Annotated in this window: 12 protein-coding genes; 5 read left to right on the top strand and 7 right to left on the bottom strand. The window is 72.0% G+C overall.

From position 1 onward, the window contains the following. Positions 1-70: 70 nt before the first annotated feature. Together ACIBSV_RS47900 and ACIBSV_RS47895 are read right to left on the bottom strand one after the other, a co-directional pair. Positions 71-1,309, bottom strand: coding sequence for a PrsW family intramembrane metalloprotease (locus ACIBSV_RS47900; protein ID WP_395873884.1), 1,239 nt, complete (start codon positions 1,307-1,309; stop codon positions 71-73). Beyond that, a complete protein-coding gene (locus ACIBSV_RS47895) occupies positions 1,306-1,800 on the bottom strand; it encodes a hypothetical protein (RefSeq protein ID WP_395873883.1) in 495 nt (164 codons plus the stop codon). The genes ACIBSV_RS47900 and ACIBSV_RS47895 overlap by 4 nt, the downstream gene beginning before the upstream one ends. A gap of 350 nt (positions 1,801-2,150) precedes the next feature. Between ACIBSV_RS47895 and ACIBSV_RS47890 the strand changes: the two genes are divergently transcribed. Both ACIBSV_RS47890 and ACIBSV_RS47885 read left to right on the top strand, forming a co-directional pair. Beyond that, entirely contained in the window at positions 2,151-3,176 is a 1,026-nt protein-coding gene (locus tag ACIBSV_RS47890; protein ID WP_395873882.1) for an alpha/beta hydrolase, read from the top strand. A 40-nt stretch (positions 3,177-3,216) separates the two neighbouring features. Continuing rightward, the gene (locus ACIBSV_RS47885; protein WP_395873881.1) at positions 3,217-4,311 is read left to right on the top strand and encodes an alpha/beta hydrolase; all 1,095 of its coding nucleotides are present in this window, start codon (positions 3,217-3,219) and stop codon (positions 4,309-4,311) included. Between the two features lie 258 nt (positions 4,312-4,569). Here ACIBSV_RS47885 and ACIBSV_RS47880 read toward each other — a convergent pair whose 3' ends face one another. From ACIBSV_RS47880 to ACIBSV_RS47870, 3 genes are all read right to left on the bottom strand, one after another. Then, a complete protein-coding gene (locus ACIBSV_RS47880) occupies positions 4,570-5,421 on the bottom strand; it encodes a PaaX family transcriptional regulator C-terminal domain-containing protein (RefSeq protein WP_395873880.1) in 852 nt (283 codons plus the stop codon). A 37-nt stretch (positions 5,422-5,458) separates the two neighbouring features. After that, positions 5,459-7,111 (bottom strand): AMP-binding protein, encoded by a 1,653-nt coding sequence (locus ACIBSV_RS47875; RefSeq protein ID WP_395873879.1) that lies wholly within the window; start codon positions 7,109-7,111, stop codon positions 5,459-5,461. A gap of 245 nt (positions 7,112-7,356) precedes the next feature. Next, positions 7,357-7,845, bottom strand: coding sequence for a PaaI family thioesterase (locus ACIBSV_RS47870; RefSeq protein ID WP_395873878.1), 489 nt, complete (start codon positions 7,843-7,845; stop codon positions 7,357-7,359). Positions 7,846-7,966: 121 nt separating this feature from the next. On the opposite strand from ACIBSV_RS47870, the gene ACIBSV_RS47865 reads away from it, so the two are divergent. Beyond that, positions 7,967-8,428: a hypothetical protein gene (locus ACIBSV_RS47865; protein WP_395873877.1), complete on the top strand. Its 462-nt coding sequence runs from the start codon at positions 7,967-7,969 to the stop codon at positions 8,426-8,428. A gap of 168 nt (positions 8,429-8,596) precedes the next feature. Continuing rightward, positions 8,597-9,688, top strand: a complete 1,092-nt coding sequence (locus tag ACIBSV_RS47860) for a Gfo/Idh/MocA family protein (RefSeq protein ID WP_395873876.1) — start codon at positions 8,597-8,599, stop codon at positions 9,686-9,688. A 94-nt stretch (positions 9,689-9,782) separates the two neighbouring features. Here the strand turns inward: ACIBSV_RS47860 and ACIBSV_RS47855 are convergent, their stop codons facing one another. Both ACIBSV_RS47855 and ACIBSV_RS47850 read right to left on the bottom strand, forming a co-directional pair. Then, positions 9,783-10,754 (bottom strand): phosphotransferase family protein, encoded by a 972-nt coding sequence (locus ACIBSV_RS47855; RefSeq protein ID WP_395873875.1) that lies wholly within the window; start codon positions 10,752-10,754, stop codon positions 9,783-9,785. 162 nt (positions 10,755-10,916) lie between these two features. Continuing rightward, complete coding sequence (locus tag ACIBSV_RS47850) at positions 10,917-13,139, bottom strand: copper-translocating P-type ATPase (protein WP_395873874.1); 2,223 nt, start codon at positions 13,137-13,139, stop codon at positions 10,917-10,919. Between the two features lie 143 nt (positions 13,140-13,282). Between ACIBSV_RS47850 and ACIBSV_RS47845 the strand changes: the two genes are divergently transcribed. Next, on the top strand, positions 13,283-15,802 hold the full coding sequence (locus tag ACIBSV_RS47845) for a hypothetical protein (protein WP_395873873.1): 2,520 nt from the start codon (positions 13,283-13,285) through the stop codon (positions 15,800-15,802). The last annotated feature ends 578 nt before the right edge of the window (positions 15,803-16,380 follow it).

The raw sequence follows: 16,380 nt of genomic DNA, 5'->3' as shown, positions 1-16,380 counted from the left end.
GGTCGGGCGCCGATGCCGGGGTCGGCTTCCGGCTTCCGCCCCGACCGAGCGCGGGCTCCGACGACGCGCGCTACGGCGCGTCGGGTTCGCCGCGCACTCTCGCGTGTGCCGTCGGCGCGTCGGGAGCGTCGGGCGGTTCCGCGTCGGCGGCCACCACCTGGGCCCGGGCCCGGTCGATCCGGCGGTGCCAGCGGGCCACACCCGGGTCGTTGTCCGGATCGGTGGACCTGGCCAGCGCGACGCCGTAGCCGAGCTGGGCGCGCTGCAAGCGGCTCTGTGCTCGGGCCGCCTTGCGGCCGTGCTCGCGTCGGGCCGCCTCCACCGCCTCCTTGCGGGTCTTGTTCGAGGCGAGCGCGGCCAGTTCGCGCAGCGGCAACAGTTCCGGCTCGTCGCCCACGGCGTGTGCGAACCAGCGGTACTCCTGCCGGGCCGCGAGCCGATAGACGAAGCTCGCGATGGCGAGCACCACCAGACCGTTGAGCACGATCTGCACGATGGTCAGGTACCAGTCGGTGCGCCCCAGGACGATCTCCAGGAGCGGCGAGTTGTTCACGAAGTGCAGGCCCCACGCCACCGCGTACAGCGCGCCGGCCGCCGCGAGCCGCACCCCGAGCGGCCGCCGCACCCCGACCACCACGTACGCGACACCCGCGCCGGTCATCGCGGTGAACGCCGCGTGGCTCCACAACCCGTTGACGATGGCGCGGACGAAGAAGCTGGCCACGATCCCGCCGGTCCAGGTCTCGCCGGCCTGGATCGCGGCGTTCAGCGCGTACATCACGTTCTCGACCACCTGGAAGCCCAGGCCGACCAGCGCGCCGAAGACGAAGCCGTCGAGCACGCTCTCGAAGACTCGTCGGTTGATCAGGATCAGCACCACCACGCCGAGCAGCTTGAGCGTCTCCTCGACGATCGGCGCCGAGATCGAGGCGCCCCAGTCGGTGGCGAACGCGGGATCCAGCTTGGACAGATAGCTGAGCAGGTTGTCGTTGGCCACGAGCGCGAAGCCGGTCGCCACCACGCCGCCCCACAACACGGCGGCCACGCAGAACGACAGCGGCTCGCGCTCGAACAGGTCCAGGTGGGTGATCACCGCGAGCGCCGGGATCAGCCACATCGTGTGGATGACCACGCTCAGTACGAGCGCGCCGGAGGGTGCCGCCGAGGACAGCCGGATGAAGTTGGGCACCACGCTCGCCGCGGCCGGCGCGAGCACGATCGGATACAGCCAGAACGCCGCGCTCGCCGGCCGCACGATGCTGCCCGCGTCCCGCCGGCCCCGGCGGTCGGTCAGCGGAGCCACGCTCACGACTCGACCACCTCCACCGAGTCGAGCATGGTCACCACGTCGTCGGCGATCGCCTCGGTCAGCGGCGCGGTGTGCCGCGCGGTGAGCGAGACGCCCAGTCCCTGGCCGCCGCCGACCAGCACGGTGAGCGTGCCGGCCACGGTGTTCCCGCTGATCGGCGCGACCAGGCCGGTGAGCCCGCGCGCGGTGGTCACCGAGGCCGGATCGCCACCGACTCGCCCGCGCCCGGTCGCCTCGTAGCGCCGCGCCGCCGCCTTGAACGCGTTCGCCGCCGAGGATTGCCGACCCAGCGGGGTCAGCCGGTACCTCGTCGCGCCCTTGACCAACACGCTGACCAGATCGGCCTGGGAAGCGCCCCGGTCGATCTGCCAGCCGGGTGCCGGGTGGTACCGGAACGTGCCCAGTGTGACCACCTGGCCGAGGTGCACCGGCGCGGCCCCGACGACGGAGCGGTTGAGCAGGTACGGGATCGCGATCAGGAGCAGCATCACGACCGCCACCACGAGCGTCGCGCGCAGTCCGTGGGTGGACGGGATCGGTGCCGACCTCGAACTCGGGCTCGAATCCGGCGAAGGTGGTCGCGGAACGGGTGCGGTGAGAGACAAACGCGACTCCTGTCTGGCGTCGTGGGCGTCTCCGCCGGTACCCCCGCCGTCGCCGAATGTCACTCGGTGCTCGACCGAAGGAGTGATTCGGTCACGGTAAAATCACGAAAACGCTGTTTTCGTCCCACCGATCGATGGACGGCTGTTACAGAGCCGTCGAAGGACCGTCTCGCCGTCCGGTTAGGGTCGTTTTTGTCAACAGCACCACCCCCTGAACGCCTGCCGGAGCCCTTCCCTTGAACTCCCTTTCCGCACGCCGTCGTCGCGCGACGGCACTGGCCGGTGCCGTACTCGTCGCGGTGACCGCGTCCGCGTGCGGCTCGTCCGGCGACTCATCGGCGGAGAACGCCAAGTCCACGAGCGCGCCGACCCAGTCCGGCGGCCACCCGGTGAACCCGCCCGCGAAGCCCGCGCTGCCGAGCAAGGTCGTCACGCCGACCGGACCTGCCACGAACTTCACGACCGCCACGACCACTTCGGTCGGGCCGATCCTGATGACCTCGTACACGGGCCCCAAGTCGGGGGTCACCGGCAAGGTGTGGGTGTGGCTGCCTCCGGAGTACCACGACCCGGCCTACGCGAAGCACGGCTTCCCGGTGCTCACCCTGTACGCGGGTGGCCAGAGCAATGGCTACAACACCTGGACCGACAACCAGTTGCCGATCCAGGAACTGAACGTGCAGGAGGCCAAGGCCGGCCGGACGCATCCGTTCATCATGGTGATGCCGGTGCAGAACCTGGAGAAGGACGAGAAGCGCAGCCTGGAGTGCAGCGACATCCCGGGTCAGCCGAAGATGGGCACCTGGATGGCGCAGGACATCCCCGACCTGGTCAAGGCCAACTTCCGCACGCTCCGCGACCCGGCCGGATGGGGTGTGATGGGCGCGTCCACGGGCGCGTTCTGCAGCGTCAAGCTCGCACTCCGACACCCGGAGCAGTTCAAGGTCGCGGTGCCGATCGACGGCTACTTCAACCCGGATTCGCCGCTGTGGAAGGGCCACGAGGCCGAACGGCTCGCCAACAGCCCGGATCAGCTCATCGCGGCGGGCAAGGCCGGGATCGACGTGCTCGCTACCGCGGGCGGCGGGGATCCGGCCGAGGTCCGGCTGGTCAAGGCCTTCGTCGCCAAGGCGGCGCCACCCGTGCGCATCGAGTACTACGAGCAGCCCGGTGGCAGGCATCTCACCTCGCATTTCAAGCGGATGATCCCCGACCTGCTCGGCTGGCTCGGCCGACACATGTCCCCACCCACCACCGACTGACCGTGTCCGGACCGTCGCTGAATCACCCTGGAAGACCACAGTGAGCCTGACCGGTACGCCCTTCTATATAACGACCATCGTGCTCGCGATCGCCGCCGTCGCGGCGGCCATGATCGCGTGGAACCGCATCCCCGGACCCAAACCGGTCAAGATCGTCGCGCGGCTGTTCATGCTGGTGACCTGCCAGGCGACGGCCATCCTGATGGTCTTCGTGATGGTCAACAACGCGAACAGCCTCTACGACACCTGGGACGACTTCCTCGGCACCGGCGGCGGCCACGTGACCGAGGCCCGCGAGCCGGCGCCGCCGCCCGCGCCCGAGGTCAAGCTGCTCACCAAGTTCGAGCCCGCCTCGGACGGCAAGATGGGCGAGGGCGTCCAGGAGACCACCCTCAAGGGTCCGCAGTCGGCCGTCGAGGCCGAGGTCTACGTGTGGCTGCCGCCGCAGTACAAGGACCCGGCGTTCGCGGACAAGAAGTTCCCCGTGGTCGAACTGCTGCCCGGCTACCCGGGTTCGGCCAAGGCGTGGTTCGGCACGCTGGACGTCAACAAGCAGCTCAAGGCCCTGATGACCAAGGGCGAGGTGGCGCCGTTCATCCTGGTCTCGCCGCGGACCAGGCTGCTCGCGGGCCAGGAGGACACCGGCTGCGCGGACGTGCCGGGCAAGGCCAACGCGGACACCTGGATCTCCGGCGACGTGCGCCGCATGGTGATCGACAACTTCCGCGCCGAGTCCGACCCCAAGCACTGGGCCATCGCGGGCTACTCGGCCGGCGGCCACTGCGCGACCCGGATGGCGCTGCTGCACCCGGACCGCTACGGCGCGGGCGTGAGCCTGTCCGGCTACAACGACCCCAAGGGCGAGCCCGACTCGGTCACCTCGAAGGACCCGGCCCTGCGCGAGTCCTCGAACCCGCTCACCATCCTCAAGAACGCCCCCCAGCCCCCGAAGGTCGCCCTCTACCTGGCCGGCGAAAAGGGCGACGGCTACGGCGACGCCCAAGCGCTCAAATCCATCGCCAAGCCCCCCACCGCAATCACCATCGCCGAAATATCGGGCGGCGGCCACGGCACCGACGTCTGGCGCCGAATGGTCCCCGACGTCTTCCGCTGGCTGACCAAAACCCTCGTCTAACCCACCCGCCGGCCGGACCCCCTCCAGCCCGGCCGGCACCCAACTCCAAACCCAGCCCAACCGACGCTTAAGGCCAAACCCAGCCCGGCTGGCGCTTGAGGCCACCCCAGCCCAACCAACACCCGAGGTCAGCCGAACAACCCATCAGCCCGGCCGGCGCTTGAGGCCACCCCAGCCCGACCGACGCGTGAGGTCAGCCGAACAACCCATCAGCCCGGCCGGCGCTTGAGGCCACCCCAGCCCGACCGACGCGTGAGGTCAGACAAACGACCCATCAGCCCGGCCGGCGACTGAGGCCAACCCCGCAACCTCCCGAACGTGCCGCCCCGCCCCCTCCGCAAGGAGCGACCGCAGGGCCGAAAACACCTTCCGCGCCTCGACCGCATTCCAATCCGCCGGCAACAACTCCGCAGGCAACCCCGGATCCAGATACGGCAACCGCCGCCATTGCGTAAGCATCGGAACATACGTCCGAAACGCCTCGCCCGGATCCACCCCCGGACGCCGCACGAGTTCGGCGGCGGCCGGCCCATACTCGTCGGTGAACAGCGCGTACTGCTCCTCGATCGCCTCGAAGTCCCACCAGTCCCCCACCGCGGACCCCAGCTCCGCAAACGCCGCGTCGCCGGTGAACAGGTGTACGTAGTCCGCGAGTTCGACCCGAACCAAAGTGCGCCGCGCATCCTCCAGCAGCCGCGCCGGCGCAATCCACACACCGGGCGACACGTTGCCGAACCCCAGCCACGTCAACCGCGACCGCAACTGATGCCGATGCGCCCGCTCGGACTCGGGCACCGAGAAGATCGCCAGCACCCAGCCGTCCTCGAGCCGAGCCGGCTCCAGGTTGCCGAAGATCCGCCGATCGCCCTCGTCGAAGATCGACTCCATCGCCGGGCTGAGCCGATAGCCGGTACCGTCCCGCCGCTCCTGCGTGAGTGTGCCGCGCTTCTTCAACCGCGAGATCGCCGATCGCACCGCCGGCGCGTCCACGCCGAGTTCGCCCATGAGCACGATCAGGTCGGCGATCGAGATCCAGCCGCCGAGTCCGCGCACGAACGCGCCGTACACGGTGTTGATCAGGGAGCTGGGCCGGGCCGGGGTCTCCGCCATGGTCGCCTTCCTCGCGGAGTCTGGTTCGCCGGCGATCCTATCCGGGGTCCGCCTCCGCGCCGGCGACCGGCGTGCCCTCGGCCGCGCGCCGGCGCAGTTCGCCGCGCCGCAGCTTCCCGGTGCCGGTGCGCGGCAACTCGTCGACGAACTCGATCAGCCGCGGGTACTTGTACGGCGCCATGGTCCGCTTGACGAAGGTCTGGAGCGCGCGGACGGTCGCCTCGTCCGCGCTCACCCCGGGAGCCGGCACCACGTATGCCTTGACCACCATGCCGCGTCTCTCGTCGGTCGCGCCGACCACACCGCACTCGGCCACGTCCGGGTGGGTGCACAACACCGCCTCGACCTCGGGCCCGGCGATGTTGTAGCCGGAGGAGACGATCATGTCGTCGCTGCGCGCCTGGTACCAGAGGTACCCGTCCGCGTCACGGATGTAGGTGTCCCCGGTGATGTTCCAGCCGTCCCGCACGTAGTCGAGCTGACGCGGGTCGTCCAGGTACCGGCACCCGGTCGGGCCCTTCACCGCGAGCTGCCCGGCGGTGCCGTCCGGGACGGGCTTGCCGTCCGGACCGAGTACGACGGCCTGGAAACCGGGCACCGGAAGCCCCGTCGCGCCCGGGCGGATCGCGTCGTCGGCCGCGGAGACGAACACGTGCAGCATCTCGGTCGCGCCGATCCCGTCGATGATCCGCAGGCCGATCGTGTCCCGGTACGCCTGCCACACCCCCGCCGGCAACGCCTCACCGGCGGACACGCAGCGCCGCACGCCGGCGAGCAGGTCGGCGAGGCCCGCGCCGAGGATGGCCCGGTAGGCGGTGGGCGCGGTGAACAGTACGGTGACCCGCCGCTCGGCGACCACGGCGGCGAGTTCCTCGGGCGTCGCGCGTTCCAGGAGCAGCGTGGCCGCACCCGCGCGCAGCGGGAACACCACCAGGCCGCCGAGCCCGAAGGTGAAGCCCAGCGGCGGCGTGCCGGTGAACAGGTCGGTGGGCTCGGGACGCACGATGTGCGCGGAGAACGTGTCGGCGATGGCGAGCACGTCCCGATGGAAGTGCATGGTGGCCTTGGGCCGCCCGGTGGTCCCGGACGTGAACGCGATCAGCGCGACGTCGTCGGCCGAGGTGTCCACCGTCTCGAACACGGTGCTCTTCGCGGCGCAGCGGGCGGGCAGGGTGTCCTCGCCCGGGCCGCCGTAGGTGAGTACGCGCAGGCCCGGGGTGTCGGCCGCGTCGAGTTCGGCGGTGAAACGGTGGTCGCACAGCGCGACCGCGGGTCTGCCGATGTTGTGGATCGCGTCGAGTTCGTGCGCGCGCAGCAGTGGCATCGTGGTCACCACGACCGCGCCGGCCTTCAGCGCGCCGAACCAACTCGCGACCAGCCAGGGGTTGTTGGGACCGCGCAGCAGTACCCGGTTGCCGGGCACGACGCCGAGGTCCTCGGTCAGGACGTGCGCGACCTGGTTGGCGCGGGTGAGCAGGTCACCGTAGGTCCAGGTCTCGTCCGGGGTGACCAGGCACCGTCGGTGCGCCCCGTGTCGCGCGATGGTGTCGTCGAGCAGTGCCGCGGCGCAGTTGAGCCGGTCGGGGTAGCGCACGTCCGGCAGTTCGAAGATCAGCTCGGGCCATTGCTCGACCGGCGGCAGCCGATCCCGGGAGAACGTGTCGACGTGCGCGGAGGGACGGAGCTGCATGCCGGCACCTCATCATCCTGTTGCCATCGTGACGACAGTCAACGGTACGCGACATCGGCCCGCTATGGCATCCCCTTCCCGCCGAGCGCCGAGCGCCGAGCGGGACGCGTCGGCGGTCGTCGCGCGGGCATCCCGTCACGAGGGCCTCGCTCGCGCGGCGTCCCGCCAAGCGGGCATCTCGCCATGCGGGCATCTCGTCGGGCGAGCGTCCCGCCGTGCGGGCATCTCGTCGGGTGGGCATCCCGTCACGCGCCGGTCCCGTTCGCCACCAGTACCGTGCCCCGACCGATCGCGCAGACCGTCTCGCCGCCGTCGGCGGACACCATGGTCAGCGTGCAGTCGCAGACCGCCTGTCGGCGGCCGGCGTGCACGATCCGCGCGTCGGCACGCAACGTGGCACCCAGCGCCGGGCGCAGGTATTGAACGGAGACGCTGCCGGTCAGTACGGCCGAGCCGAGCGTGCTGCCGGCCGCGAAGGTGATCGCGTTGTCGGCCGCATAGGCGAGCACACCGCCGTGCAAGTAGCCGTTCTGTTGCCGCAATTCGTCGCGAACGTCCACCTCCAGCGTGGCCTCCCCGGCACCGAAGGCGGTGACCCGGGCACCGACGAGTCGGCTGAACGGCTGGGCGGCCAATACGGATCGGGCGAAGTCGAGCGCCTCACGCGCCGCACGCGCGTCGGGGGCATCCGCTGTCTCGGGCGTGGTCGGCGGATCTGCGGGGCTCTGGGTCATCGTGGTGTCGCCCTTCGCGTGGAGGGATCGGGAGGGCCACGGGCGGCGCGTCCCCCGACGGGTGATCATCGAACCAGAGTCCCGATCACCCGCGTCGGGGCTTCCCGGGCACAATCGGGTCATGTTCGAACTGCTGCCGGGTGTCGGGGTGGTGCTGCCGCGCGGCGCCGGGACGTTGCGGTTCGAAATGAGCGAGTCGCAGGCGCAGTGGGTGCTGTCCACGGTGGTGGACGTACGCCCGTACTGGTCCTGTGCCGGGGCCGGCTACGGGGATGACGGCCACCGGGAGTTCTGGAGCTTCGGGGGTCACCTGGGCACCCTGCGCATCGACGTGACCGGCTCCGAGCACGGGTGTCGCACCATCACTTTCGAACCGGAGCCCGGCACCACCACGGATCCGGTGGTGTGGCGGGACGTCGACGTGTTCGGGTATCCCGCCGACGAGGTTGAGGCCGCGTTGGCGCCGAAGGCGGCGCGCGAGGCCGTCGGGCTGTTCCTGACCCGGGGCACGGCGGAGGCGGCGACCCGGATGGCGCGGGCGCGGTTGACCACCGAGGGCGGATCGGCGCGCCGGATCGGCTGACGCCACCGGGCGCCGTCGGATGTGCTTCGTCACATCACGGCGCGATGGTGAAATTGGACAGCTTCCCTTACCGTGGGCGCGCGTTTCGGCCCGGCCGGGACCCGGACGACCGGCCACGGTCCCGGTCCGATCCCGGGCATCCTCGGCCCCGAAAAGGAGAGCGGCGTCATGGCGCGGGACAAGCTGGGTGTGGCGATCGTGGGGACCGGATTCGGATGCATCACGCATCTGCCCGCCTTCCGGGACGCGGGCTTCGAGGTGCGGGCGTTGGTCGGCCGGGACCCGGCGCGTACCGCCGAGCGGGCCGAGCGGTTCGGGGTGCCGCACGCGTTCACCGATCTCGACGCGGCGCTCGCGCTGGACGGCGTGGACGCGGTGACCGTGGCCACCCCGCCGCACACGCACGCCGACATCGTGATCGCGGCGGTGACGGCGGGCAAGCACGTGGTGTGCGAGAAGCCGTTCGCGACCGACGCGGTCGAGGCGGCCCGGATGCTGGACGCCGCCGAGAAGGCCGGCGTCGTACACATGCTGGGCACCGAGTTCCGCTGGCAGTCCTCGCAGGCCCTGCTCGCGCGGTTGATCGCGGACGGCGCGATCGGCGAGCCCCGGCTCGCCACCTGGCTGTTGCACATCCCGGTGCTGACCGGGCCGGACGCCGAGGTACCCGCGTGGTGGGGTCGGGCGGAGGAAGGCGGCGGCTGGCTGGGGGCGCACGCGTCGCACTGGATCGACCAGATCCGGCACACGCTCGGCGAGTTCGCCGGGGTCAGCGCGGGCCTGCCGCTGGTCGCCGACCGGCCGGGGCAGACCGCCGAGGACACCTTCAACATCCGTTTCCGCACGGTGACCGGCGTCGAAGGCACGCTGCAAAGCTCCGCCGGGGTCTACGGACCACCGCTGCTGACCACGCGCGTGGCCGGTACCCACGGCACGGCCTGGGTCGAGTTCGACGACGTCTGGCTCGCCGACGCCAATGGCGACCGGCGCGTCGACACCCCCGCCGACCTGGCCAACCCGGACCCGATCGCACCCCCGTCCGACCTGATGCACACCGCCTACGACCTCCTGCACTCGATGGGCATCGACCGCGCGCCGTACACCAGGCTCGCCACGACCTTCGCCGCCCTGATCAACGGCGCCCCGGTCCCCGAGGCCCCACGCCACGCCGGCTTCGCCGACGGCGTGGCCGGCCAACGAGTCCTCGACGCGATCCGCGCCTCCGCCGCCGCCGGCGGCCACTGGACGCCCTGCGCCTGACCGCGGGCGGCCACGCGGCCTGTCTCGGATCGCTCCGCGCGGGCGCCGGGATGCGTGCGCGGGGTCGATCCAGGAAACCCACCCCTCGGAGCGATCAGCGCGGGCGCGAGGGTACGTCGAAGGTGTCGAGCAGAGCGCCGACGTACTCCTCCAGCCGCGTGGTGAGCAGCGCGGGAGTCAGGTCCGGGCGACCCGACTCCCGCCACGGGACCGCGACCTTCTCCGCGTCCGGCGCGAAGGCGAGTGCGTCGAGCAGACGCCAGTACAGGTGTTCGGCCGGATCGTCGGCAAGCCGCCCACCGGCCGCCGCGTAGGCGGTCGCGAAGCCCATCGCGGCGGCCGGGCCGTGCAGCAGGGCCGACGCTGTCGAGCAGTGCGCGACATCCAGGTCGGCCGGTCCCCACGAGGTCTCCACCCAGTCGACCACCCCGGCGACCCGCGCCTTTGGCCCGTGCCCGGCAAAGAGCACGTTCCCCGGGTGGAAGTCACGGTGCAGGAAGCGTCCGCGATACGGGGGCGGTTCGCGGCGAATCAGGTCGATCGCGCGTCGCCAGAGTTCGGGCCGCCCGGTTCTCTCGGGTACGCGCACCCGTTCCGGGGAGGTCCACGCCTGATAGCCCCGGGGCCGGGTGCGATCGTCGACCTCGACCGCGTGTACGGCGACAAGCAAGCGGGCCGACAACACGATCCGTTGCTGCGCCCCGTCGTCGTCACCCAGCCGAATCTCCCCCGGGAGCAGCGACATCAACAGGGACGGATGGTCGCAGTACTCTCCGCGCGGGTCCACGGCCACGAGCGTCGCCGCCGGGATGCCGCTACCCGCGAGCAGTTCCAGGATCGCCGCCTCCCGGCCCAACAGCCCCTCGGCGTGCCGCACGAAGAACGGCTTCACGAACGACCGCAATACCAGCGCTCGTTCACCGGCGGGACCGGCCACGCGCAGGCGACGCATCACCGACGTCCAACCACCGACCAGCCGCTCGGCGCCGACCACCCGCTCCCCGGCGGGCAACACCGACTCGACCCACGCCCGTGTCGCGGCCCACTCCACACCCTCGTCACCCACGCCGGCAGCGTACCGACCGACCCACCCGCCGACTCCCGCCCGCGCACCCCACCGTCCGCGTATGACGAGCTTCGAGACCCACCACCCGCAAAGCCCTGGACGACAGGCTCGGAAGCTCGGTGGCGGAAGTTCCGGCGGCGCCGGATCCGCGCCGCCGGTTGATCACGCCTCGTGCGCGCCGGGGCGGAGGTCGAGGCGGCGCAGGAGTTGGGCGTTGAGGGCGACCACGACCGTGGAGAGGCTCATCAGGATCGCGCCGACCTCCATCGGCAGGACCACACCCGCCCAGGCCAGGGCACCCGCGGCCAGCGGCACGGTGACGAGGTTGTAGCCCGCCGCCCAGGCCAGGTTCTGCCGCATCTTGCGGTAGACGGCGGTGGACAGGCGACGTACGCCGAGCACCGCGCGCGGGTCGTCGGAGGCCAGCACGACACCCGCCGACTGCACCGCGACGTCGGTGCCGGCGCCGATCGCGATGCCGACGTCGGCTCGGGCCAGCGCCGGCGCGTCGTTGACGCCGTCGCCGACCATGGCCACGCGCAGGCCCCGGGCCTGGAGTTCGGCGACCTTGGCGTCCTTGTCGCCGGGCAGTACCTCGGCGAAGATCTCGTCCACCCCCAGGTCGCGCCCGACCCATTCGGCGACCTGCCGCGCGTCCCCGGTGAGCATCCCGACGCGGACTCCCACGGTGTGCAACTCACGGACGGCGGAGCGGGATTCGGGGCGGATCTCGTCCTCCAGCGCGAGCGCCCCGGCCACCTCGTCACCGGTCAGCACGTACAACACGGCCGCGCCGCGCCCGACCCAGTCCCCGACGGTCGCCGACAGCCCGTCGGGCACGCGGACGGCCGTCTCGCGCAGCAACGCCGGCCCGCCGACCCGCACCCGGGTGCCGGCCACGTCCGCCTCGACGCCTCGGCCCGTCATGGACCGGAACCCGCTTGCCACGACCGGCTTTCCGCGCTCCTCGGCAGCGCGCACGATGGCCCGGGCGAGCGGGTGTTCGCTCTCCCGCTCGGCCGCGCCGGCGAGCAGCAGCACCTGGCCCTCGTCCCGGCCGGGTGCCGCCGCGACCCCGGTCACCGCGGGCGCTCCGCGGGTGAGCGTGCCGGTCTTGTCGAACAACACCACGTCGACGTTGCGCATGCGCTCCAGCGCGATCCGGTCCTTGACCAGGATGCCCTGCCGCGCGGAGAGCTCCGTCGAGATCGCGATCACCAGCGGGATCGCCAGCCCGAGCGCGTGCGGGCAGGCGATCACCAGCACCGTGACGGTCCGCTCGATCGCCGACCCGCCCTCGCCGAGCAGCGACCACACCACCAGCGTCAGCACCGCCGCGCCCGCCGCGTAGTAGAACAGCAGCGCCGCCGCCCGATCCGCCAACGCCTGGGCCCGGGACCGGGATTGTTGCGCCTCGGCGACCAGCCTACGGATCCCCGCGAGTTGGGTGCCCTCGCCGGTCGCGGTCACGACGACCCGCACCGCGCTGTCCACCGCGACCGTGCCGGCGACCACCGTGTCACCCGCACCGCGCGGCACCGCTCGGGACTCGCCCGTGATCATCGACTCGTCGAACTCGGCCGCCCCGTCCGCGATCCGGCCGTCCGCCGGGACGCGTGCCCCGGAGCGGACCAGCACGGTGTCGCCGGCCGCCAGGTCGGCCACCGGGACGCGCTCGAACTCCCCCTCCGGTCCGACCCGTTCCGCCTCGTCGGGGAGCAGCGCCGCGAGTGCGTCCAGGGCACCCGAGGCGGCGCCGAGCGCGCGCATCTCCAGCCAGTGGCCGAGCAGCATGATGTCGACCAGCAGGACCAGCTCCCACCAGAAGTCCAGCTCGTGCGAGGCGATTTCCAGCGTCGAGGCCCAGGACGCGAGGAAGGCTACCGTGATCGCCATCGCGATCAGCGTCATCATCCCCGGGCGCCGGGCCGCGAGTTCGGTGCGGGCGCCGGTCAGGAAAGGCCATCCGCCGTAGCCGAACACGACCGTGCCGAGGAGTGGCGGGATCCAGGACGAACCCGCGAACGACGGTTCTTCGTACCCGAGCACGTCCGCGAACATCGGACTCAGCGCCAGCACGGGCAGCGACAGCAGCAGGCTCAGCAGAAACTTGCCGCGGAACATCTCGGCGTGCCCGGTGTGACCGCCGTGCCCCTGGTGCTCGTCGTGGCCTTGGTGGCCTCCGTGCCCCGCATGGCCTCGCGGCTCGCCGTGCCCGGCGGGGCCTTCGTGCGCGGCATGCCCCGCGTGCGCCGCGTGCCCCTCGTGCGCCGCGTGCCCCTCGTGACGGCCACCCTCGCCCGGTCCTTCGCGGCCCGCGTGTGCGTCTCGTCCGTCCCGCTCAGCCCGCCCGCGCTCCATGCCGCTTCCCTTCTCGCCCGCCATCGACTTACCCTTTATACCCCACAGGGGTATAAGTAGCGTCGATCGACCCGCGCTCATTCCTTGCGATTCCGGCGGAACCATCCGCATCTCGGGCCGGCGGCGGTATAACCAGAGACCAGCCCCCTCTCCCTCGGGAGGCCAACATGGTGCGTCAGCCACGATCCCGCAGTGTCGACTGGTTGTGGTGGGCGACCTCGTCGGGCGAACTGCAACCCTTCCTGGATCATCCGGATCACGATCAACAGGAGATAGCCCGGGAGAAGTCGGCGGTCGCGGTCCAACTCGCCCGCCTCGGCGATCCGCTCGTGGACTGTCTGGCGGCAATCGCCCCGGACGTCCTGGCCGACGCCCTGTGGCGGTTGCCGAACCCCACCCGGACCGACACGCTGCGCGCGCTGCGGGTACCGCCCGCGCGCCGCCCCACTCCCGCGATCGCCGAACACGCGCTCAAGCGGCTGCGCAAACAGACCGCGAGCGTTCGCGGCTACACCGCCCAGGTCGTCACCCTGCCGGTGCTGCGCGTACTGCTGCCCGCGACCCTGGACACCGACTCGGAGGCGTTGGACGGCGAGATCCTGGAAAGCCTGAAGACCACGACGTTGACCCCCGATCTGATCCGGCTCACCGCGATCGCCGATTGGGGGTTCAGTTGTCAGGCCGCCGCGCTGCTGCGACTGACGCTGACCGAAGCCGATCTCGCACTGCCCGGCTGGCCCGCAGACGTGATCGCCGACGTGGTGACGGCGTGTCGGCGGTTCGAGGCGTTCTGCCGGGACCGGATGTGCGGCGCGAGCGAACCCCCGTCGCCGCTGCGCTCGCTCGACGACGCGCTCGGCCGGGCCCGGGCCGCCGCCGACTCGGTGACCGCCTCCGTAGCGGCCGGCCGCGCGCCGGAGGAGGCCGACCTGACCATGCTCGCGCTGGTCGGTCCAGCCGTCGCGGAAGCCCGAGAGGCGGTCGGCGCGCTGGTCGGCGCCGAGCCGGACACACTGCCCGAGGACCGACCGGGGCTGGCCGCCGCGATCACCGTGCACGAGGCCGCCGTACACGCCCGGGAACTCGCCGGCGTGGACCGCTTCCGGAATCTCGTCGGCCCGTCGGTGCACGGCGCGGCGATCACCGAACTGCGCGAGCTGGCAACCGATCTGAGTACGCGTCACGAAAACTGGGAGCCGACCGACCGGCGCCGGGTACTGGCCCTGGCCGATCTCGGCGCGCTGATCGACGAGATCGCGGCCGACCGGGACGAGGGCGTGGACGCACTGGCCGAGACGGTCCGCCCACACCTGCCCGACCCGACCATCGTCAACGCCGCGCTGCGCGGCCGGTTGTCCTGGAACGAGACACCGACCACGGCCACCCCGCACGCCGCGACGCCCCCGCCGATCGCCGAGGAAACGGGGACGGCACCCGAGAGCACAAGCGACACCGAACCCGCCCCGACGCCCGAGGCTCCACCGCTCGACGCCAACGATCCGTCGTCGGGGGCGGAGGCTGCGGCTGCCGACACGGACGGCCGGGCCGACGACGCCGACGATGGCGGCGGCGGGGTCGAGACCGTCGGCACGGTGCCGATCGAGTCCGACCCCGACCCGGAGCCCGCCCCCCGACCCGACCCCGGTCCCGACTCCGCGACGCTGATCGGCGAGTTGATCGGTCGGGGCGACTACGCCTCGGCCGTGCGGGCAATGTCCGCCGACGCTCCGGAGCGCATATCCGCGCTGCGCGCCCTCGCCTACGCCAACGGCGCGCGCTCGGACACCGGCGCCCTCGCAGTGTCCCTGCGCGACGAACTCGACGAAATGGCCCTGCGCGTACCCGGCCACGACCGAGCGACCCAACTGCTGACCGTGGCCGCGGCCGCGCGCGCCGCCGTACTGTGCGGACACAGCACTTACGGCCTGCTCCAGGAGGCCGCCGCCGGGCTGAGCGACCTGCCCGCCGTGGCCACATTGGCCCGACACATCGCCACCGGCTCCGCGCAGGGACTGCTCGGCGGCGCCCGCAACCTCGGCGCGCTGGAAGCCCTCGCCGAGGCGGAGGCCGGCGCCGCCACGTGCGCGGCGGACGCCGCCGAGGCCCTGCTGCACCCGCGCCACCTGCGCTTCCCACGCGCCACCTCGATCGCCCAACTGTGGTGGCGACCCGAGGACGGCCTGCTGGGCCGACTGCTACGGCTGGCGGCCGGCAACGAACGGAGCGACGTGGACGAGGTCGCCGAGGCGCTGCGCCGGCTCACCAAGCACCACGAGTTGGAGAACCGACTCTCCGCGATCGACGAGGAGTTCCGCAACGGCAAGGGGCACCGCCTGGAGGGGCCGGCCCGACGCAGGCTGCTGGAGTACGCCCGCGAGTCGCTCGGCACGGTGAGCCGCTGGGTGGACGCCATGCGCCGGGTCGCCGAGACCGAGTCGGAGGCGGAGTCCTGGATCGCCGGCCCTCTGGCCGACCTGCGCCACACCCTGATCGCCGACCGCCCCGAAGCCGACCGCGAACTCGCCGATTTCGCCGCACACACCGGCGACCCACTCGCCGCCGGCGCGGCACGAGCCGCCGCCGCGAGCCTGTCCGCGACCCTCGACCTCCTCGACGGCCGCCCCCTGACCGGCCCCGAACCCACCCCCGAAACCCTCCTGCCCCCCAGTGCCCCCACTACCGACTGACCCCAACACGACACGCCACGAACACGTACGCAACAAGCGCAGCCGCAGACGCGAGGGCGGAGCCCGACACGGAGGCAGGTGCAAGCGCCAACGACGGAGGGCGCGCGGACGCGGGCGCGCGGGCGAGGGCCGACGCGAAGAGCAGGCGCGGGCGCAGACGCGCGGACGAGCGCCGACGACCGAGGCAGACGCGAACGCGGAGGCAGACACGGGAGCGAGGGCCGACGCGGAGAGCAGGCGCGGGCGCGCGGGCGAGGGCCGACACGAAGTGCGGGCGCGAGCGCGGGCAGAGGCGAACGAGCACAGGAACCGGGACGAACAATGCGGCTCACCCGGGACGAGCGCGGATACTCGACAGGCAGCACCGCAGGCACTCGCACCCGCACCCGCACCCCTCGCCCGGCCCCCTGTCCGCCCGCGCGACGCGGTCGCACCGGGCGTACCGGCCCGCGCTCGCGTCCACGGGACCTGTTCCGTCTAGGGGCAATACCAGTGACTTTGGTGGGGTTCGGTCGTTGGGTGGGTTGTGCCAAGGCCTGGGCAGGTGAAGTCGTCGACGGGAGAGCGGTTCTCGGATC

This window comes from Embleya sp. NPDC050154 (assembly GCF_044460165.1).
GTDB lineage: Bacteria > Actinomycetota > Actinomycetes > Streptomycetales > Streptomycetaceae > Embleya.
The sequence above is the reverse complement of the archived record's forward strand: the minus strand, read 5'-3'. Positions and strand labels throughout refer to the sequence as shown.